The following is a 21,368-nucleotide window of genomic DNA, read 5'->3' on the forward strand; positions in this document are numbered from 1 at the left end:
ATGATACGTCAGGAGAAAATGACGGTCGTCTCTCAAAAGCAAATTGCGAAAAACATTTTCGAACTGACACTTCATGGGGAACTGGTTCAGGATATGACTCCTGGCCAGTTTGTCCATGTCAAGGTGTCAGATTCATTGGAGCCGCTTTTACGTCGACCAATTAGTATTGCAAATATTGATAAAGCCAATAGTGAATTTACAATGATTTATCGTGCAGAGGGCCGCGGCACAAAAGTGTTAGCAACAAATCGTGAGGGCCAGCAGGTCAATGTGCTTGGACCATTAGGCAACGGCTTCCCTGTAGATGTGGTGCAAGAGGGAGGCACAGCACTACTAGTAGGTGGTGGCATTGGTGTACCTCCATTGCATGAGCTATCCAAGCAGTTAAACGCACGTGGTGTAAAAACAATCCATGTGTTAGGCTTCCAAACAGAGGAGGTCTGCTTTTATGAGGATGAATTTAATGCACTTGGCGAAACACATTATGTTACAGTGGATGGCTCTAAAGGAACAAAGGGCTTTGTTACCAATGTATTAGCATCACGTGCGCCACAATTTGATGTTTTTTATTCCTGTGGTCCACTACCAATGTTAAAAGCTTTAGAAGGTTTTTATCCTGAAAAAGAGGGCTATCTATCATTTGAAGAGCGTATGGGCTGTGGCATTGGCGCTTGCTTTGCATGCGTATGTAAAACAACTGATCAAATTGACAAAGACTATGTCAAGGTATGCTCGGACGGACCAGTTTTCCCGAAAGGTACGGTGGCACTATGAGTCGTTTAACAATTCAACTACCAGGCTTAGATTTAAAAAACCCAATAATGCCAGCTTCAGGCTGCTTTGGCTTTGGACGTGAATATGCGCAACTTTATGATTTATCAAAGTTAGGCGCAATTATGATTAAGGCAACAACGGTTGAAACGCGTGCTGGGAATCCAACACCAAGAGTTGCTGAAACAGCAGCAGGGATGTTAAATGCCATCGGGCTACAAAATCCTGGCATTGAAAAAGTCATGAGTGAGGAACTAAAATTTTTAGAGGGCTATGATGTGCCGATTATCGCCAATGTTGCGGGGACAGAGACGGCAGACTATGTAGAAGTGGCACGTCGTATTTCAACAGCACCCAACGTTCACGCATTGGAGCTGAATATTTCTTGCCCAAATGTTAAATGTGGTGGTATTCAATTTGGTACGGACCCAGCAACAGCACGCGAACTAGTGGCGGCTGTAAAAGCTGTTTCAGCAGTACCAGTCTATGTCAAGCTGTCTCCAAATGTGACAAGCATTGTGGATATTGCGGTAGCTGTGGAAGCAGGTGGTGCAGATGGGATTACGATGATTAATACGTTAGTAGGGATGCGATTAGATGAGCGTACAGGGAAGCCAGTGATCGCAAATGGCACGGGTGGTTTATCTGGTCCTGCTGTTAAGCCTGTAGCCATTCGCATGGTCTATGAGGTGTATAAGGCTGTTGATATTCCAATTATTGGTATGGGTGGTGTAACAGAAGCGCAGGATGTTATTGACTTTATGTCTGCAGGTGCTTCAGCCGTTGCAGTAGGCACAGCAAACTTTGTTGACCATTTTATTTGCCCAACGATTATTGATGAATTACCAGCAAAGCTTGATGCATTAGGCGTAGAGCATATAGCAGATATTATCGGAAGGAGCCATCGTTGATGAACACCAAACCTATATTAGCATTAGATTTTCCTGGAGAAAAAGAAGTATTCGATTTTCTTCAACAGTTCAATGAGCCTCTTTTCGTAAAAATTGGTATGGAATTATATATGCAAGAAGGACCTACTATTGTACGCAAAGTAAAGGATTTAGGACATGATATTTTCCTAGATTTAAAATTACATGATATTCCAAATACAGTAGGGTCTGCAATGAAAGGACTAGCAAAATTAGGCGTAGACTTAGTCAATGTCCATGCTGCGGGCGGGCGTCCTATGATGGAGGCCGCACTAGAAGGACTTGAAGCGGGAACACCAGCTGGTAAAGAACGTCCAGCCTTAATAGCTGTTACACAATTAACATCAACGACAGAAGAACAAATGCAAGCGGAGCAAAAAATTGCTCTATCTTTGCAAGAGTCTGTCTTGCACTATGCAGGTCTGACAAAGCAAGCGGGCTTACAGGGTGTGGTTTGCTCTGTACATGAGGCAAAGGCGATTGCAGAGGTGTGTGGAGATGAGTTTCTACGTGTAACACCAGGCATTCGTCTAGCAGGTGGTGATGCACATGATCAAAAGCGTATTGCAACACCGGATGGTGCAAAACGGGATGGTTCTTCATTGATTGTTGTTGGACGTGCTGTCACAGGTGCGCAAGATCCAGTAGCAGCATATAAAATCGTAAATGAATTATGGGAGGCATAGAGAATGACACTACAAAATGAAATCGCACATGCTATGTTAAAGGTAGGTGCTGTAGAATTAAATCCAACAGAGCTGTTTACATGGGCATCTGGTATAAAGTCACCAATTTATTGTGATACACGCCTAACAATTTCTGATCCAGTGATTCGTAAGCAATTAGCAAATGGCTTAGCCTCTGTTATTAAAGAGAGCTTTGGTGCAACAGAAATCGTTGCAGGAACAGCTACAGCAGGTATCCCACACGCTGCATGGGTAAGTGATATTTTAGCATTACCAATGGTTTATGTACGCTCTAAAGCAAAAGAGCATGGCCGTGGTAATCAAATTGAAGGAAAATATGCACCAGGTCAAAAAGTTGTAGTAGTAGAAGATATCGTTTCTACAGGTGGTTCCTCCATTACAGCTGTAGAAGCATTGCGTACAGCAGGGTGTGAAGTACTTGGTGTTGTTTGTGTCTACACATATAATCTACCACGCGCAGAGCAAGCCTTTGATGAGGCAGGCATTCAATATGTATCATTAACAAACTTTGATTATTTAATTGAAGCAGCGAATGAATCAGGTGCTATTAAACAAGAGGACATCCCATTCCTAAAAGAGTGGCATAGCAAGTTAAAAGCAGGGGAGCTATAATTTTTAGTTTTTACTAGTAAAAAATGATCCTATAATTAAAGTAATTCTGCGGCGAAAGCGTGAGTGAAACGAAGCGTCAGCCACACTTGTAAGCAGTAAAGTAGTAAGAAGCTCCTTTTTAACAAAATTAAAAATGCCAAAACGTTGTTTAATCAATGTTTTGGCATTTTGTTTTGCTTGAAAGTCCTCCATTCTAAACCTCTTCTTCAGAAAATCTTCCTTATTATAAGGTAGAAGCATATTTAGCGATTATAAGCAAAAATAAAATATGGTAATTTATCGTATCCGCTTATAAGGTATGGAATAAAAATATATTCCAATTAGAAATAGGTTCATAATAAAGTTATTTTTGATATTTAAAAAAGTGCTGTTTTCGATTTATTTCAACAATAAATTCCCTTTACATCACATTAAAATGCTTTCTATTCAAAAATGAAAACGCTCCCAATTAATGGGTTGTCTGATTTTTAGTAATTATTTGCATCCTTAATCCTTGCAAGAAAGACAATTGACATTCTCAGGAAAACAATTTGACTTAAATAGATGAGATAGCTCTCTATTAAAGTGTTCTATTCACTATTTTATGGAGGAATAAAATCCATATTCTTAGCATAGATACATGTATATGTAATTCATCTATAAATTATTTTGAAAAAACTATTTTTTCGCCCATTCTCTTTTGTATTGAGCTATTTTTTACTGAATGTAAGTATATTTTATATATATATTTGAGTTATTTTTTCTGAATTTGAGCATATTTTTTATACATTTGCTTTATTTTTCTTTTTTCTCTTCTGAATAGTAAAATCTTAGAAAAATACAAAATAAGTTTCTTGTATATCATTAATAGATGAGAATATTCATGTTTTACGATAAGAATATACAAAAAAATTCCTGTTAAAGAAACTAATTCACTTAGTTTTACATAAATTTTCTACAAAACTATACAAATCTCTTAAGGTAATACCTCCGTGACTTTAGACTTATTTTTTATTATAGCAATAATATTATCGAAAAAATAGGAATTTTCGATATAGTAAATTATTTATTCGTTTTTAATCTATTTTTGATGTGATTAGTTTAATATTATCAAATTATTATCATTTTGATACTTTGTCTCTTTAGTGTAATAAATCGGAAAAAATTATTATCTTCTTAGATGTCAGATAATACTATATAAATTCGAATCTTTTTTATTTTGTACACAATGATTTTTTGGTATATTAAATGGGAGCTGCAAAAAAGGCTTAAAAATTGTATAGGGGGATTCACGTATGAATAAAAACAAAAAGTTTTTATTATTAACAGTTCTTGCAGTATTTTCACTTGTGCTTGCTGCATGTGGCTTCGGTGGAGATTCGTCTGATAAAACAAAAGACGATAGTAAAGATTCTGGTTCAACTGAAACATCTTCATCAGGTGGCGAATTAAATGTGGTAGTAGCTTCTGAGCCACCATCACTTCATCCTGCATTAGCAACTGATACAACTTCTGGTGTAATTCTTACAAACACATTTGAAGGTTTAACAACACTTAATGCAGATGCTAAACCAGTTCCAGCTATGGCTGAAAATTGGGAAATTAGTGAAGACCAAAAGACATACACATTCAAATTACGTGAGGCTAAATGGTCAAACGGAGATCCGGTTGTTGCTAGCGACTTCGAATATGCTTGGAAGTGGGCATTAAACCCAGATAATCTTTCTGAGTATGCTTCAATTCTTTATCCAATTAAAGGTGCTGCAGCATACAACAATGGTGAAGGTTCTGCTGATGATGTAGGCGTTAAAGCTGAAGATGAGAAAACATTAGTAGTAACTTTAGAAAACCCAACACCTTACTTCTTAGAATTAACAGCATTTAAAACATATGCACCATTAAACCAAAAAGTAGTTGAAGGTAACGATGAGTGGTATACAGATGCTGGTGAAAACTATGTAACAAACGGACCATTCACTTTAGCTGAATGGCGACATAATGATACAGTGGTATTAAAGAAAAATCCAGACTATTGGGATGCTGATAAAGTATCTTTAGAAACTGTTAATATTGGTATGGTAGAATCTGAAACAACTGCTGCTACAAAGTTTAAAGCTGGCGAAATCGACTACCTAGGTAAACCATTCCAAACAATTGGACTTGACGCTATAGAAGGCTTTAAAGCAGATGGTTCATTAAACATCGCTGATGAGGCTTCTATTTATTGGTACAAGCTAAACACAACTGATAAATTTACTGGGAACGCTAACATTCGTAAAGCGTTAACATTAGCAATTGATCGTCAAGGTTTAATTGACAATGTAACAAAAGGTGAACAAAAGCCTGCATTAGGTATGGTTCCTCTTGCAGTTAATGGCTTTGAAGAAGACCGTGGTTACTTCAAGGATAATGATATTGAAGGCGCGAAAGCAGCACTTGAAGCTGGTATGCAAGAACTTGGTATTACAAATCCAGCAGATATTACTGTTAATATTTCTTATAACACAAGTGAAGGCCACGCAGCTATTGCTCAATTCATCCAAGAGGGCTGGACGAAAAACCTTGGTATTACTGTAGGTCTTGATAACTCTGAATGGCAAGTTTATTTAGAAAAGCTTAACCAATTAGATTACCAAGCTGGACGTATGGGCTGGGTTGGTGACTACAATGATGCTTATACATTCTTAGAAATGTATGATACTGCCAAAAACGGTAACAATGATACTGGCTGGGAAAATCCTGAGTACAAAAAATTAATCGACCAATCTAATACAGAAGCAGATCCAGCAAAACGTCTTGAGCTTCTAAAACAAGCAGAAGCAATTGCTATGACTGAATTCCCTATTGCACCTATCTACTACTACACAAATCTTTTTGTAGTAAAAGATAATGTAAAAAACATGCAAGCAGATATTCTTGGTAACATTCCACTTAAAGAGGTTGTAGTAGAATAAAAATAATTATTCTTATTATTTTATTTCTTTTTTTAGCTCTACAGCGAAGAGCTGCCTCGTAGCCACTTCGGCACGAGTCAGCTCTTTTTAAAATACGAAGGCATATATTTGTCTGACAATTGACAAATAGAAGGAGGAGTTTTATGTGATTAAATATATTTTGAAAAGGCTGATGTATATACTTCTCGCGCTTTTCGTCATCGTAACGGTTACGTTTTTCTTAATGCGTCTCGCTCCTGGTAGTCCATTTGCGAGTGAACGTAATTTCCCACCTCAAATTGAGGAGAAGTTAAACGAAACGTATGGATTAAATAACCCTTGGTATATACAATATAAAGATTATTTAATCGATACGGCCACTTTCAATTTCGGTGAATCCATGAAATATAAAGCGCGTTCAACAAATGATATGATTTCTGAAAGTTTCCCTGTTTCATTAACATTAGGGATTGAAGCTATGCTATTGGCAATTGGATTCGGTATTTTAATAGGCGTAGTTTCCGCGCTATATCATAATAAGTTCCCGGATTATTTGGCAACGTCCTTTGCGGTGTTATTTATTTCAGTACCTTCATTTATTTTAGCGGGATTAATGCAGTATTTCTTAGCCTATAAGCTAGGGTGGTTCCCAATCAGCGGATGGAAGGGCTTCATTTATAGTATATTACCAGCCTTTGCCATCGCTTTATCTCATATGGGTTTTATTGCAAAATTAACACGTTCAAGTATGCTTGAGCAAAACAATAGTGATTATGTTAAAATGGCTCGTGCCAAAGGGATTGGGAAATGGACAATCGTATTCCGTCATACCTTACGAAATGCTCTGCTGCCAGTCGTTACGTACCTTGGCCCATTAACAGCAGCTGTTGTAACGGGTAGCTTTATAGTTGAGCAAATTTTCGCTATTCCTGGACTTGGAAAACACTTCGTGCAAAGTATTACAAACCGTGATTATACCGTGATTATGGGGACGACTGTGTTCTATTCCATCATCCTTTTATTTGCGGTGTTAATCGTCGATATTTTATATAGTGTGATTGATCCGCGTATTAAACTGAAAGGAGCGAAAAAATAATGACACAGCAACAAATTGACAAAGCTAAATTTAAAATTGTTGGTGGTAACCATGAAGCAACGGAAAAATTAGCTGATAAATCCGTCTCCTTTTGGAAAGAAGTATGGGTCCGTTTCTCTCACAATAAAATGGCCATCGTAGGGATAATTATTTTAATCATTGTTATTTTAATGGCTATTTTCGTCCCAATATTTTCGCAGTACAAGGCAAGTGATCAGCTAGGCGTTTATAATGCACCACCATCTGCACAATTTTGGTTTGGAACAGATGACCTTGGCCGTGATATTTTCGTACGTATTTGGGAAGGGGCTCGTATTTCCCTCTTTATTGGAATTGCTGCAGCGATTATTGATTTAATTATCGGTGTTATTTGGGGCAGTATTTCAGGCTTAGCAGGTGGTCGCGTTGATAATATTATGATGCGTATTGCCGATGTTTTAACGGCTGTACCTTACCTATTAGTGGTAATCGTATTGTTAGTTGTTATGCAGCCAGGTTTAATTCCAATGATTGTTGCCCTATCTATTACTGGTTGGATTAATATGGCTCGTATTGTGCGTGGCGAAGTATTATCCATTAAAAATCAAGAATATGTACTTGCTGCTCGTACATTAGGAGCTAGCACAGGCCATTTAATTATCAAACATTTAATTCCGAATGCGTTAGGTGCCATTTTAGTAACAATGACATTAACCATTCCATCTGCTATTTTCACGGAGTCATTCCTAAGTTATCTTGGTCTTGGGGTTCCTGCTCCAACAGCTTCTTGGGGTACAATGGCATCTGATGGGAATAAAGCCATTGCAAATGCTCCATGGCGTTTAATTTTCCCAGCAGTATTTATCTCACTAACAATCTTTGCATTCAATGCAGTTGGTGACGGCTTACGTGATGCACTCGATCCAAAACTACGTAAATAAGGAGGTGGCCGTAATGAGTAAAACGATTTTAGAAGTAAAAGATTTAAAAATTAACTTTAAAACCTATGCAGGGCTTGTCCATGCTGTCCGTGGTGTAACCTTTGATTTAAAGGAGGGTGAAACGCTCGCTATAGTAGGTGAATCGGGTTCTGGTAAAAGTGTGACAAGTAATGCATTAATGAAACTAATTCCACAGCCACCTGGTATTTATGCGTCAGGACAAATTTTATTTAATGGCCGTGATTTAGTGCCGCTAACAGATAAAGAAATGTCGAAGGTACGTGGCAATGAAATTGCAATGATTTTCCAAGATCCAATGACAAGCTTAAATCCAACGATGAAGGTCGGACGTCAAATAACTGAAGTAATTTTACAGCACAAAAAAGTTTCCAAAGCGGATGCAAAAAAACGTGCGATTGAGCTTTTATCACAGGTAGGTATTCCCTTCCCTGAGAAACGCTATAACCAATATCCACATGAGTTTTCAGGTGGTATGCGTCAACGTGTTGTTATTGCCATTGCCCTTGCTGCTGATCCTAAGTTATTAATTGCCGATGAGCCGACAACAGCTTTAGATGTAACAATTCAGGCGCAAATTTTAGAGCTAATGAAAGAAATTCAAAAAAACTCGAAAACATCCATTATTTTCATTACACACGATTTAGGGGTTGTGGCAAACATTGCTGATCGTGTAGCAGTCATGTATGCTGGACAAATCGTAGAATATGGTACTGTGAATGATATTTTCTATAATCCAAAGCATCCATATACATGGGGACTGCTTGGTTCAATGCCTGATTTAGATAATGATACGGACGAGCTACTACGTACGATTCCAGGCTCACCACCAGATCTTACGAATCCGCCGAAAGGTGATGCATTTGCAGCTCGTAACGAGTATGCTATGGCGATTGATTACGAACAAGAGCCACCAATGTTCCAAGTAAGTGAAACACATTTTGCAAAAACTTGGTTGTTGCATCCTGATGCACCAAAGGTTCCTATTCCTGATGCGGTTGCTAAACGTATTGAAGGGTATTTAGCAAAGGGGGCACAAGAAAATGACTAAACCTCGTGCGAAAAAAATTCTTGAAATCAAAAATGTAAAACAATATTTTGGTTCACCAGCTAATCCGATTAAAGCCGTAGATGGTATTAGCTTCGATGTTTACGAAGGCGAAACGCTTGGTCTTGTGGGTGAATCAGGCTGTGGTAAATCAACAACGGGTCGTTCTATTATTCGCCTATATGACATTACTGATGGCGAGATTATTTTCGATGGCGAAAATGTTCATGGAAAAAAATCAAAAAGTGAGTTAAAGAAATTCAATCGTCAAATGCAAATGATTTTCCAAGACCCTTATGCGTCCTTAAATCCTCGTATGACAGCGGGTGAAATTATTGGTGAAGCCTTTGATATTCATGGTTTACACAAGGATAAAAAAGTACGCCGTGAAAAAATCAATCAGCTACTAGAGGCTGTTGGTTTAAACAAAGAGCACGCGAATCGTTACGCACATGAATTCTCAGGTGGTCAACGTCAACGTATTGGGATTGCTCGTGCATTAAGCTTAGACCCTAAGTTTATTATTGCCGATGAGCCGATTTCAGCGCTTGATGTATCGATTCAAGCACAGGTTGTTAACCTATTAAAACAACTTCAAAAAGAGCGTGGCTTAACATACCTATTTATTGCCCATGATTTATCCATGGTAAAATATATCAGTGATCGTATTGCTGTTATGTATCGTGGTAAAATTTTGGAAATTGGTAAGGCAGATGATATTTATAATCATCCTGTGCATCCCTATACAAAATCTTTATTATCAGCGATTCCACTTCCTGATCCGCTATCGGAGAAAAGTCGTCAGCGTATTCCGTACAAGCATACAGAAGTGGATGATAGCGCCACATACCATGAAGTAGGTGATCAGCATTATGTGTATGGTACTGCTGACCTTGTCAAAACATGGGTTGCGAACCGATAAATAAGAAACTCCTATCAACAGTTCAAACCTGTGATAGGAGTTTTTTGTGGAAAGTTTAATAAAAATAATCGTTTAGAAATGGTAGTATATATTGCTGATTCTTATTTAGAGAATATATTATGATTGCTTCTTTAACTGTAAAATAACCGCTTCATCAGGGTCAATATACAATGTTTTTTGCTCGAAATAGATAACAAAGCCAGGCTTCGCGCCGTTTGGTTTTTTCACCTGACGAATTTCTGTGTAATCCACAGGCACAGAGGAGGAATCTCGTGCTTTAGAGAAATATGCCGCTAGTATAGCCGCCTCACGCAATGTTGTTTCATCGGGTTCACTTGCATGAATCACAACATGGGAGCCTGGAATATCCTTCGTATGCAGCCAAATATCTGTACGTTTCGCTAACTTAAATGTCAGCATATCATTTTGCTTATTGTTCTTGCCAACAGAGATGGCTATACCTGTAGAGGATAGATAACGTTCAGGCTCAGGCTTCACTGGTTTTTTCTTTTTCTTGGCATGACGTAATTTTAAGTAACCTTGCTCTGCTAGCTCTTCACGGATTTCCTCAATATCGCCAGGAGAAGCTTGTTGAACTTGCTGTGCGAGCATTTCAAAGTAAGCAATCTCTTCCTTTGTTTTTTCAAGCTGCTCTTGCACCATAATCAAAGCATTTTTTGCTTTTGTATATTTTGTGTAATAGCTTTGAGCATTTTCAATTGGGGTTTTGCGCTCACTGATCGGAATGGTAATTTCCTCACCAGTTTCGCTATAGTAATTTGTAACAGTTACTTCTTTTGCGCCCTTGTCAAAGGCATAAATATTTGCCATTAATAGCTCACCATATAATTGGAATTGATCGAGCTTAGAGGCACGCTCATAATCCTTCGTCAGCTTTTTCGTTTTTAAGGCTAGTTTATCAATTTCATTTTGTAGCCATCGTTCTAAATCACCTGCCTGCTGTTTCACACGATCTCGCTCTGCACGTGCAAAAAATACACGATCTAATAATGCATGAACATTTGGATAAACGGTTACCTCTCCCTGTAAATGAGTTAATTCGATAGGGGAAAAGTAGGTTTTACGGTTTGCAAGCACATACATAGGCTTTATGCCACCGTTCGCAAAGGATGTCATAAACGCTCTAAAACATGCAATTGTATTTGAGGCTGTTGCTAGTCGAGACACTAATTCCTCCGCATGAAGAGGTGAAAAGCCCGCAAACTGTGCCACAACCTCTTTCGCGTTTTTAGATTCAGCAGAAAATAGAGTGAGCTCTTCATCTGTTACGGTTAAAGGGTTCCATTTATGCTGTGTGGGTGGGGCGATATAGGGCTGACCAGGTAACACCGTTCGGAAGCTATTTACAGATGGGGGTAAGTGCTTTAAACTATCAATAATTTTTCCCTGCTCCTGATCAATTAATAGCAAATTACTATGTCTACCCATAATTTCAGCATGCAATTCCCTAACAATTGGGTCACCAATTTCATTTTTACTGTTGATTTCTACTATTATAATGCGATCAAAATCATGCTGTTTAATGGAAGCAATAAAGCCCCCCTCTAAATGTTTACGTAATAGCATACAAAACATTGGAGGTTCTGCTGGATTATCAATCGCTTGCTCCGTTAAGTGAACGCGCGCATAGGAAGAATGAATGGAAAAAAGTAATTTATGATTTTTTCCGTTTGCACGAATGTGTAAAATAACTTCTTGAGCGTTTGGTTGATGTATTTTTGTAATGCGACCTGTGACAAGCTGTTGTAGGTCGGCAGTTATTGAATAAGTAAATAAGCCATCAAATGCCATATGAATTCCTCTTTCCAACGATATCAAGCATCTTGGTACTTTCGTATTTTTTCATCATGCAATGGCTTTCACGGTTATTAACGTGTCCACACATGCATGGTTTGTATGTTTATCATAGCATTTTTTAGGTGAATATTAAAATATAGCTTCAATTGTGGTAGAATTAGCTTTTACTCTCCCCAATTTTTTTGGAAGAGGCGTTATAATCGACAGCGCATATGTTATAATAATCCCAGTATGCAAAGAAAGGTGTGACGAACCTTGGTGCGTAGTATGACTGGTTTTGGCAGAGGTGTCACAACAACTAGAAACTTTCAATTAACCGTAGAAATGCGATCGGTCAACCATCGTTTTTTAGAAATTAATGCAAAATTTCCGAAAGAGTGGCTTGAAGCAGAAATTTTTGCAAAGAAACTAATTTCTCAAGCTTTGTCACGCGGCAAAATTGATGTGATGGTATATGTGAAGGATTTAGAGAATGTAGAGCAATCTATTGAAATTAATTGGTCATTAATTGAAGCGTATCGTAAGGCAAAAGAGCAATTAGCCAATAAAGTACCATTGGAAGAAAAATGGACGATGCAAGAGCTTTTATCGCTAGAGCAAGCACTTGTACAACAAAAACCACAGCTTACACCAGAGGATTTACTGCAAGCTGTTGAACAAGCGATTTCACAAGCAATTGAACAACTTGTACAAATGCGTGAGCGTGAAGGACAGGAATTGCAAGAAGTTGTTGTACAATATAAGAAACAGTTAATGGAGCAAGTGAATAAAATACGTTCGTACTCTTCTGTGGCTGTTGAAAAATATCGTACACGATTAGTAGAACGAATTGCTGAAGTTGCAGATGGCGCATTGTTAGAAGATCGCTTACTAGCTGAAGTAGCTATTTTTGCAGACCGAATCGATATCTCCGAAGAATTGGATCGATTAGAAAGTCATTTTAATCAGCTGAAGGAGACATTACTTGAAACCATTTCAGTTGGACGCAAATTAGACTTTTTAATGCAGGAAATTCATCGTGAGATTAATACAATTGGTTCGAAAAATCAATCAACAGAAGCCGCTGTTGCTGTTGTTCAGGCAAAAACAATATTAGAAAAGATGCGTGAGCAAGTTCAAAATATCGAATAACTGACACGTGTCTGTTATAAATTAAGGGAGATATAGGAATAAATGATAAAAGAACGTGGATTATTAATTGTTCTGTCTGGCCCATCTGGTGTAGGAAAAGGGACAGTGCGAAAAGAATTATTTTCTCAGCCGCATACGAATTATGAGTATTCCATCTCAATGACAACACGAAAGCCTCGCGAAGGTGAAGTAGATGGTGTAGATTATTTTTTCAAAACACGTGAAGAATTTGAAGTGTTAATTGAACAGGGTGGCTTACTGGAGCACGCTGAATTTGTAGGGAACTACTATGGAACACCACTAGCTTATGTGAATGAAACACTAGATGCAGGTCGTGATGTATTTTTAGAAATTGAAGTACAGGGTGCAGCCCAAATTCGCAAAAAAGCACCAGATGCCTTATTTATTTTCTTAGCCCCTCCAAGTTTAACGGAATTAAAAGATCGTTTAGTTGGACGTGGAACAGAAACAGAGGATATTATTGCAAAACGTATTGCCACTGCTAGTGAAGAGCTTGAAATGATGAGCCTGTACGACTATGTTGTGGAAAATGACGAAGTGACAAATGCCTGCGATCGTATTAATGCGATTATTAAAGCTGAGCATTGTCGTAGAGAACGTGTGGAAAAAAGATATTTGTCAATGTTGAGAGGAGAATAAACCCATGTTATATCCATCAGTAGATGCATTAAAAAAAGAAATTGATTCAAAGTATTCATTAGTGAGCCTTGCTTCTAAGCGTGCTCGCCAAATGCAAGAAGAGCCAGGTACAGAACGTTTACACAAGTATGTATCTTACAAATATGTAGGAAAAGCACTTGAAGAAGTAGCGGCAGGTGTACTTACAAAAGTATCACAGGATGAGTCAGCGGTATACGAAGACGAAATCTAACTTGCATGTAAAAAAGTCATTTTTAGTTGATTATCAAAGGTTGGTTTATAGGTATGGATAAAAATAAGCTTTAACCTTAGTGATGATAATAGACGATGAATGCGAAAGTCTGTAGTAGACTTTGAATATACGGAATGCCGAGAAGCTCCCAGGGAAATTGTCCTTTGGGAGCTTATCATTTGAAAGGATGATCGTAGCATGAATAAAAATATTTTACTTTGTGTTTCAGGCGGGATAGCCGTATATAAGGCTGTCGCTCTTGTTAGTAAGCTGTCACAAGCAGGAGCCAATGTAAAAGTAATCATGACTGCCTCTGCTAGACAATTTGTCAATCCATTAAGCTTTCAAGTAATGTCCAAAAATGATGTTTATTTTGATACATTTGATGAAAAAGATTCCAATGTGATTGCTCATATTGATTTAGCAGACTGGGCTGATTTGATTTTAGTGGCGCCTGCTACTGCGAATGTTATTGGAAAAATCGCCAATGGGATTGCAGATGATATGGTCACAACCACACTACTTGCTACAACTGCACCTGTATGGCTTGCACCAGCGATGAATGTACATATGTATGAGCATCCAGCCGTGAAACGTAATATTGCTAGGCTAGCAGATGATGGCTATCAATTTATTGAACCATCGGAAGGATTTTTAGCATGTGGTTATGTTGGTAAGGGACGTTTAGAGGAACCTGAGAAAATAACGGCTATTGTCAAGGATTATTTTGCTGAGAAGGTGCAATCACTGGCAGATCAAACCGTTGTAGTAACAGTGGGTGCCTTACATGTACCATATGATGAACAGCACATTGTGCGTGCACAGGCAAATGGTATCATTGGACAAGCTTTGGCGAATGAGGCAAGAGCACTTGGCGCACAGGTTATCCAAATAGAAAATAGCAGTGTAGATTATTTTATGCAGCAGCTTGAAGAGTATAAAGATCGAAATCCTCAAGTTTTATTTATCCATGCAGCGAATACCCCAACTGTTGAGGGAGCACCGATTGTCTCGGTAGAAGGTATCAAAGCTATTACATTTGGACAAAAGGTACAAGGAACTCCGATGTTAACCGTTATATCCGATAGCTGGATTGATTTTAGTACACAAGCACAGTTAGACGGACAGCTAGTAGATGTAACAAATCCTAAGCTTTTTGCACAAGCCTTTTGGCGACATCTTTTACAGGGTGAGGCGCAATGAATTTACTGATAGCAGAGGTCATTGTAGATGTCTCTACGTACCATGTTGATCGTCCATTTGATTATCAAGTACCAGCAGAATGGATAAATGTGATAGAAGCAGGCTGTCGAGTAAAGGTACCATTTGGCGCAAGAAATGTTCTAGGCTTTGTAATTGGCTTGAAAAAGGAAACTGATATACCGCTTCATAAATTAAAGCCGATCACGCAAATTTTAGATATGGAGCCCGTGCTAACAGAGGAAATGCTACAACTGGCGAGATGGTTAAAAAATCATACAATTTGCTATGAAATTGATGCCTTGCAAGTGATGCTACCATCAGCGCTTCGGGCAAAATATGAAAAAATCATTAAGCTACAAGCGCCACAAAGTTTACCAGAGGAAGTGCAAGCTATATTCGGCAAGCGTCAGCAGGCTAATTTTAAAGAGTTTGAGCGAGCGGGCTTACTTCCTTTATTAAAGCAGCTAGTTGCACAAGAAAGCGTGACAATTGACAATGTTGTAAAGCAGCAAGGTAATGTGAAAGAGATAAGGATGGTGAAGATTACAGAAGATCAGCACCTTATTGAAAAAGTGATTGAACAATCATCGAGAGCAGTGAAGCAGCGCCTTCTTTTGCAATGGATGTGTCAGCATCTAGGTGAAGTTTTGTCACCGCAACAAATTTACGATGAAACAGGCGTCTCTTCAGCAGTGTTAGAGGCAGTGATTGCGAAGGGAGCAGCTCAGTTTATTCGAGAGGAAGTATACCGTGATCCATTTACAAAGGAAGTTTCACGGACGCACTCTTTACAACTAACAGAGGAGCAACTCGTTGCACTCCAAGCGATTACAGCCGCAATGGAGCAACCAAAAGGGCAGACATTTTTATTGCATGGTGTCACAGGGAGTGGTAAGACCGAGATTTATTTGCAGTCCATACAAAAGGTGTTAGAGGAAGGCAAAGAAGCAATTATGCTGGTACCTGAAATTTCTTTAACACCGCAAATGACAGAGCGGTTCCGCAGCCGCTTTGGCGAAATGGTCGCTGTGATGCATAGTGGCTTATCCGTTGGTGAGAAGTATGATGAATGGCGAAAAGTCCAGCAAGGAAAGGTTAAAGTAGTCGTTGGTGCGCGCTCTGCTATTTTTGCACCCTTCACCAATATAGGGCTTATTATTTTAGATGAGGAGCATGAGTCGACCTATAAGCAGGAGGATTCACCACGCTACCATGCAAGAGATGTAGCGATTTGGCGTAGCGGATTTTATCAATGTCCTGTGATTTTAGGTAGTGCAACGCCAGCATTAGAATCCTATGCTAGAGCGAAAAAGGGCGTTTATACCCTTCTTTCGTTAAAGCATCGCGCATTACATCAAACACTACCAACTGTTTTTATTGCAGATATGCGTGAGGAGCTACGACAAGGAAATCGTTCTATGTTCTCAGTCTCGCTAATTGAGGCTATGCGTCTAAGACTGGAAAAGAAGGAACAGATGGTATTATTTTTAAATCGTCGAGGCTACTCGTCATTTGTACTATGTCGAGATTGTGGTACAGTGGTACAATGCCCAAATTGTGATATTTCTTTAACCTATCATCGAACAACAGAGAAGTTGAAATGTCATTATTGTGGCTATGAGGAGCATATTCCTCAGACATGTCCACAATGTCAAAGTGATCATATTCGTTATTTTGGTACAGGTACCCAAAAGGTGGAGGAGGAAATCTATAAGCTATTTCCAGAGGCAAGGGTATTGCGGATGGATGTGGACACCACAAGGCATAAAGGGGCACATGAAGAAATACTACAAACATTTGGCGAAGGACAGGCAGATATTTTACTTGGAACGCAGATGATTGCAAAAGGGCTTGATTTTCCTAATATTACGCTTGTCGGTGTGCTCAGTGCCGATACATCGCTCCATTTACCAGATTACCGTGCAGCAGAGCGTACATTTCAGCTATTAACACAGGTCAGTGGCAGGGCTGGTCGACATAACAAGCCGGGAGAAGTAATTATTCAAACGTATACACCTGAGCATTATGCGATTGAATTAGCAAAAACGCAGGACTATGAGCCGTTCTATGAGCGAGAAATGTTTTTACGACGTCGTTCCAGCTATCCACCTTATTATTTTGTAGCACTTGTACAAATTTCGCATGAGGATGTGATGATGGCTGCCGAATATGCTGGACGTGTGGCAGATTGGCTTCGTGGAAATTTATCGAATCAGGCAGCCATTATTGGTCCGACAACGGCAAGTATTGCTCGACTTCAAAATAGATATCGTTATCAATGTTTGATAAAATATAAAATTGAACCAAATCTAATTCCAGTGTTACAGCGTTTGCTTGCGATGTATCGAGCAGAATGGATTAAACAAGGGATTTTAATGACGGTCGATTTAGACCCGTCTACTATATAGTGTATGAATAACAGTGTGATAGAAATGAGGAAATCGGAAAATGGCTATTAAAAAAGTAATTGAGCATCCAGCAAAGGTACTGTCAACACCGTGTGCAGAAGTAACCGAAATTAATGATGATATCATTACATTGCTGGATGATTTATACGACACAATGGTGGAATATGATGGTGTTGGTATTGCGGCACCGCAAATAAATGTAGGTTTACGCGTGGCGATTGTGGAGTTAGGTGAGGAGCGCGATATTTTAGAAATGATTAATCCAACTGTTATCGAAACAGATGGAGCGGAAGTCGATATTGAGGGTTGCTTAAGCTTTCCAGGATTATATGGTGAGGTAGAACGTCCTGATTATGTGAAAATTGAAGCATGTGATCGTGAAGGGCGTGTCTATGAAGTAGAGGCAGGTGGCTTTGATGCTCGAGCCATTTTACATGAGATCGATCATTTAGATGGTGTGCTATTCGATGCAAAAATTAAGCGTATTGTTACAGCAGAAGAGCTTGAAGAACTGTATGCAGAAGAGGAGGAGGAATGATATGACATCAATTATTTTTATGGGGACACCTGACTTCTCCGCACCTATTTTACGTATGCTGCATGATGAGGGCTATGCCATTAAAGCAGTTGTGACACAGCCGGATCGTCCAGTTGGGCGCAAGCGTGTATTAACGCCTCCTCCAGTAAAAGCGGCTGCCCTAGAGCTTGGATTACCAGTGATTCAGCCTGAAAAGCTACGTGGCTCTGAGGAATTACAGCAAATTCTTGCCTTGCAGCCTGATTTAGTTGTCACAGCAGCATTTGGACAAATTTTGCCACGGGAATTACTGGATGCCCCTTCTCTTGGCTGTATCAATGTGCATGCTTCTCTATTACCAAAATATCGAGGAGGAGCGCCTATTCATCAAGCCGTGATAGATGGTGAAAAAGAAACAGGCGTCACGATTATGTATATGGCAGAAAAGCTTGATGCAGGTGATATTATCTCTCAAAAGGCAATTCCAATTGAAGAAAGCGATCATACAGGTAAGCTTTTTGAAAAACTCAGTATGGTTGGCTGTGAGCTATTAAAGGAGACACTTCCTTCTATTATTAACGGAACAAATAGCCGCACAGTGCAAGATGAAGCACAGGTCACATTTGCTGGCAATATTTCCAGAGAGCAAGAACGTATTGACTGGACGCAAGATGCCACAGCTTTATACAATCAAGTACGTGGTCTTCATCCATGGCCAGTCGCCTATACAACATTTGAGGATGGTAATTTTAAAATATGGTGGGCAACGATTGGCACTAATAAGCATGAGGCTATGCCAGGTACAGTGATTGCCATTGCAAAGGATCATTTTGAAGTAGCTGCTGGCAATGGAACAGCTCTCGCATTATATGATGTGCAGCCAGCGGGTAAAAAGCGCATGACAGCAGAGGAATATTTGCGTGGTACAGGTTCTAAATTACAGATTGGGGACCAATTTCAATGAGTAAAAAAAGTGTAGTGATTTGGGATGGCAATGTGCGAGATGCCGCACTTTCCATACTATTAGCAGTGGATAAAAATCAAGCTTATAGCAATCTATTGCTCAATGAAACGATTAAACGCCATAAAATAGAAGCGAAGGATCGCGCCTTATTAACTGAAATTACGTATGGACCATTACAGCATAAAATGACCCTTGATTATTATTTAGAGCCTTTTATTCGTGGTAAGGTAGATCATTGGGTGCGCTGGCTATTAAGAATATCGCTCTATCAAATGCATTATTTAACACGGATACCAGCACACGCTGCTGTCAACGAGGCTGTAGAAATTGCCAAGCGTCGAGGCCATCGTGGTATTGCTTCAACGGTCAATGGTATTTTACGATCCGTGCTACGGAATGGTGTTCGTGCTACAGGCGATATAGCAGATCCAATTGAACGTCTTGCCATTGAAACAAGCCATCCACACTGGCTAGTACAACGCTTTATTGATAACTATGGTATAGATGTCGCAACAGCAATGTTGCATGACAATAATGTGCCACCTGTACAAACAGTACGTGTTAATTTAACAAAGGCAACGGTTGCTCAAGCGATTGCTGAACTAGAAGCGGAAGGTTTAACAGCCAAACAAAGCGATGTTATACCAGAATGCTTACACATCACAAATGGTCAGCCAGCACGCACAAAAGCGTTTAAAGAAGGTATGATTACGATTCAGGATGAAAGCTCAATGATTCCAGCTAAAGTGTTAAATCCAGCTTCAGGTATGCGTGTTTTGGATATGTGTGCAGCTCCAGGAGGAAAAACAACACATTTAGCCGAAATAATGAACAATGAAGGTTCTATTTTAGCAACAGACCTTCATCCACATAAATTAGATTTAATCGACCATAATACAGAACGTCTAGGGCTTGCTATTGTCGAAACAGCCCCAATTGATGGACGGAAAGCATCAGAATTTTTACAAGCAGCGTCCTTTGATGCTATTTTAGTGGATGCTCCTTGTAGTGGTCTAGGAGTTATGCGACGTAAGCCTGATATTAAATATACCAAGCGAGAAGAAGACTTAGCAAGCTTGCAAACGATACAATTAGCATTGCTAGATGCCGCAACAAAAGTATTGAAAACAAATGGTAAGCTTGTGTACAGTACATGTACAGTCGATAAACAAGAAAATGAAGGCACTGTACAAGCCTTTTTAGCAGCGCATCCAGAAATGGTAGCGATACAACTAGAATCTTTACCAACAAAATTAGCGGAAAAGCAAGCAAATGGCATGCTTCAAGTCTTTCCACAGGACTTTGGCAGTGACGGTTTCTTCGTTGCCGCCTTTCGTAAAAAAGGAGAATCCAATTAATGGTGGATCAAGAGAGATTTAATGAACGTATTAATGATTTAGTGGAAGAAGCAGAGGACAAGCCTGCTCGACGTGTGAAAAAAGAAAAACCAAATTTAAAAGAATCCATTTATTCTTTACAGCCACATCAATTAGAAGAATGGCTAAAGGAAAATGGTGAAAAGCCTTTCCGTGCTGCTCAAATTTTTGATTGGTTATATAATAAACGAGTAAAAACCTTTGAAGAGATGTCAAACCTTTCAAAGGGCCTACGTGACAAGCTAGCTGCTAATTTTGCCTTAACTACATTATCAACAATTATCCAGCAAGAATCGAAGGATGGCACAATTAAGTTTTTATTTCAATTGCAGGATGGCTATTCCATTGAAACCGTGTTAATGCGTCATGATTATGGCAACTCTGTTTGTGTAACGACGCAGGTAGGCTGCCGCATTGGCTGTACATTTTGTGCCTCAACCTTAGGTGGTTTAAAGCGTCATTTATTAGCAGGCGAAATCGTGGAGCAGGTTGTTAAGGTACAGCAAACATTAGATGAGCTAGGCGAGCGTGTATCACATATTGTGATTATGGGAATTGGCGAACCGTTTGATAACTATGATGCGATGATGAACTTTTTAAAGGTAATTAACCATGAAAAAGGGTTAAATATTGGTGCGCGTCATATTACCGTCTCAACATCAGGGATTGTACCAAAAATTTATCAATTTGCTGATGAGCAGCTACAAATCAATTTTGCTGTATCACTACACGCTCCAAACCAAGAGGCACGTCAAAAGCTAATGCCGATTGCACGTGCTTATAAATTGGATGAATTAATGGAAGCTGTACGTTACTATACGAAAAAGACAGGCCGACGTGTTAGCTTTGAGTATGGGTTAATGTCTGGTGAAAATGATTCAGTGGAAATTGCAGAGGAATTATCGGCATTAATTAAAGGCATTAAATGCCATGTCAATTTAATTCCTGTTAACTATGTGCCTGAACGTGATTACGTTCGCACAGCTCGTAGTCAAATTTTTGCCTTTGAAAAAACATTAAAGAAAAATGGCATTAACGTAACGATCCGCAGAGAGCAAGGTGCTGATATTGCAGCTGCATGTGGGCAATTACGTGCGCAAGAGAGAGCTGAGGAAACGAGGTGA

General features: G+C 39.2%; 20 protein-coding genes. 18 read left to right on the forward strand and 2 right to left on the reverse strand.

What is annotated here, in order from left to right:
- The 4 genes from ADM90_RS04520 to pyrE are packed head-to-tail and all read left to right on the forward strand — an operon-like array spanning position 1 to position 3,019.
- Positions 1-774, forward strand: a complete 774-nt coding sequence (locus ADM90_RS04520; protein WP_053993859.1) for a dihydroorotate dehydrogenase electron transfer subunit — start codon at positions 1-3, stop codon at positions 772-774.
- On the forward strand, positions 771-1,682 hold the full coding sequence (locus tag ADM90_RS04525; protein ID WP_053993860.1) for a dihydroorotate dehydrogenase: 912 nt from the start codon (positions 771-773) through the stop codon (positions 1,680-1,682). The genes ADM90_RS04520 and ADM90_RS04525 overlap by 4 nt, the downstream gene beginning before the upstream one ends.
- Complete coding sequence (gene pyrF, locus ADM90_RS04530) at positions 1,682-2,386, forward strand: orotidine-5'-phosphate decarboxylase (protein WP_053993861.1); 705 nt, start codon at positions 1,682-1,684, stop codon at positions 2,384-2,386. The genes ADM90_RS04525 and pyrF overlap by 1 nt, the downstream gene beginning before the upstream one ends.
- A gap of 3 nt (positions 2,387-2,389) precedes the next feature.
- Positions 2,390-3,019: an orotate phosphoribosyltransferase gene (gene pyrE, locus ADM90_RS04535; protein WP_053993862.1), complete on the forward strand. Its 630-nt coding sequence runs from the start codon at positions 2,390-2,392 to the stop codon at positions 3,017-3,019.
- Between the two features lie 3 nt (positions 3,020-3,022).
- Here the strand turns inward: pyrE and ADM90_RS04540 are convergent, their stop codons facing one another.
- Complete coding sequence (locus ADM90_RS04540) at positions 3,023-3,211, reverse strand: hypothetical protein (protein ID WP_053993863.1); 189 nt, start codon at positions 3,209-3,211, stop codon at positions 3,023-3,025.
- Positions 3,212-4,293: 1,082 nt separating this feature from the next.
- On the opposite strand from ADM90_RS04540, the gene ADM90_RS04545 reads away from it, so the two are divergent.
- From ADM90_RS04545 to ADM90_RS04565, 5 genes are all read left to right on the forward strand, one after another.
- Positions 4,294-5,952, forward strand: a complete 1,659-nt coding sequence (locus tag ADM90_RS04545) for a peptide ABC transporter substrate-binding protein (protein ID WP_053993864.1) — start codon at positions 4,294-4,296, stop codon at positions 5,950-5,952.
- Positions 5,953-6,097: 145 nt separating this feature from the next.
- Complete coding sequence (locus ADM90_RS04550) at positions 6,098-7,027, forward strand: ABC transporter permease (RefSeq protein WP_053993865.1); 930 nt, start codon at positions 6,098-6,100, stop codon at positions 7,025-7,027.
- On the forward strand, positions 7,027-7,947 hold the full coding sequence (locus tag ADM90_RS04555) for an ABC transporter permease (RefSeq protein WP_053993866.1): 921 nt from the start codon (positions 7,027-7,029) through the stop codon (positions 7,945-7,947). Before ADM90_RS04550 ends, ADM90_RS04555 begins: the two co-directional genes overlap by 1 nt.
- A 13-nt stretch (positions 7,948-7,960) precedes the next feature.
- Positions 7,961-9,016: an ABC transporter ATP-binding protein gene (locus tag ADM90_RS04560; RefSeq protein ID WP_053993867.1), complete on the forward strand. Its 1,056-nt coding sequence runs from the start codon at positions 7,961-7,963 to the stop codon at positions 9,014-9,016.
- On the forward strand, positions 9,009-9,935 hold the full coding sequence (locus ADM90_RS04565) for an ABC transporter ATP-binding protein (protein ID WP_053993868.1): 927 nt from the start codon (positions 9,009-9,011) through the stop codon (positions 9,933-9,935). The genes ADM90_RS04560 and ADM90_RS04565 overlap by 8 nt, the downstream gene beginning before the upstream one ends.
- Positions 9,936-10,052: 117 nt before the next feature.
- Here the strand turns inward: ADM90_RS04565 and ADM90_RS04570 are convergent, their stop codons facing one another.
- Complete coding sequence (locus ADM90_RS04570; protein WP_053993869.1) at positions 10,053-11,747, reverse strand: Rqc2 family fibronectin-binding protein; 1,695 nt, start codon at positions 11,745-11,747, stop codon at positions 10,053-10,055.
- Between the two features lie 261 nt (positions 11,748-12,008).
- On the opposite strand from ADM90_RS04570, the gene ADM90_RS04575 reads away from it, so the two are divergent.
- From ADM90_RS04575 to rlmN, 9 genes are all read left to right on the forward strand, one after another.
- The gene (locus tag ADM90_RS04575; RefSeq protein ID WP_053993870.1) at positions 12,009-12,884 is read left to right on the forward strand and encodes a YicC/YloC family endoribonuclease; all 876 of its coding nucleotides are present in this window, start codon (positions 12,009-12,011) and stop codon (positions 12,882-12,884) included.
- A gap of 42 nt (positions 12,885-12,926) precedes the next feature.
- A complete protein-coding gene (gmk, locus tag ADM90_RS04580; protein WP_053993871.1) occupies positions 12,927-13,544 on the forward strand; it encodes a guanylate kinase in 618 nt (205 codons plus the stop codon).
- Between the two features lie 4 nt (positions 13,545-13,548).
- On the forward strand, positions 13,549-13,776 hold the full coding sequence (rpoZ, locus tag ADM90_RS04585) for a DNA-directed RNA polymerase subunit omega (protein WP_053993872.1): 228 nt from the start codon (positions 13,549-13,551) through the stop codon (positions 13,774-13,776).
- Positions 13,777-13,974: 198 nt separating this feature from the next.
- The gene (coaBC, locus tag ADM90_RS04590) at positions 13,975-14,979 is read left to right on the forward strand and encodes a bifunctional phosphopantothenoylcysteine decarboxylase/phosphopantothenate--cysteine ligase CoaBC (RefSeq protein WP_053993873.1); all 1,005 of its coding nucleotides are present in this window, start codon (positions 13,975-13,977) and stop codon (positions 14,977-14,979) included.
- A complete protein-coding gene (gene priA, locus ADM90_RS04595) occupies positions 14,976-17,387 on the forward strand; it encodes a primosomal protein N' (RefSeq protein ID WP_083448455.1) in 2,412 nt (803 codons plus the stop codon). The genes coaBC and priA overlap by 4 nt, the downstream gene beginning before the upstream one ends.
- A gap of 40 nt (positions 17,388-17,427) precedes the next feature.
- A complete protein-coding gene (gene def / locus ADM90_RS04600) occupies positions 17,428-17,925 on the forward strand; it encodes a peptide deformylase (RefSeq protein ID WP_053993874.1) in 498 nt (165 codons plus the stop codon).
- A gap of 1 nt (position 17,926) precedes the next feature.
- Entirely contained in the window at positions 17,927-18,868 is a 942-nt protein-coding gene (gene fmt, locus ADM90_RS04605) for a methionyl-tRNA formyltransferase (RefSeq protein ID WP_053993875.1), read from the forward strand.
- Positions 18,865-20,226 carry a 16S rRNA (cytosine(967)-C(5))-methyltransferase RsmB gene (rsmB, locus tag ADM90_RS04610; protein WP_053993876.1) on the forward strand — a complete coding sequence of 454 codons (1,362 nt, stop codon included), beginning with the start codon at positions 18,865-18,867 and terminating at the stop codon, positions 20,224-20,226. The genes fmt and rsmB overlap by 4 nt, the downstream gene beginning before the upstream one ends.
- Positions 20,226-21,368, forward strand: a complete 1,143-nt coding sequence (gene rlmN / locus ADM90_RS04615) for a dual-specificity RNA methyltransferase RlmN (RefSeq protein ID WP_200908514.1) — start codon at positions 20,226-20,228, stop codon at positions 21,366-21,368. The genes rsmB and rlmN overlap by 1 nt, the downstream gene beginning before the upstream one ends.

This window comes from Lysinibacillus macroides, assembly GCF_001281525.1.
Lineage (GTDB): Bacteria > Bacillota > Bacilli > Bacillales_A > Planococcaceae > Lysinibacillus > Lysinibacillus macroides.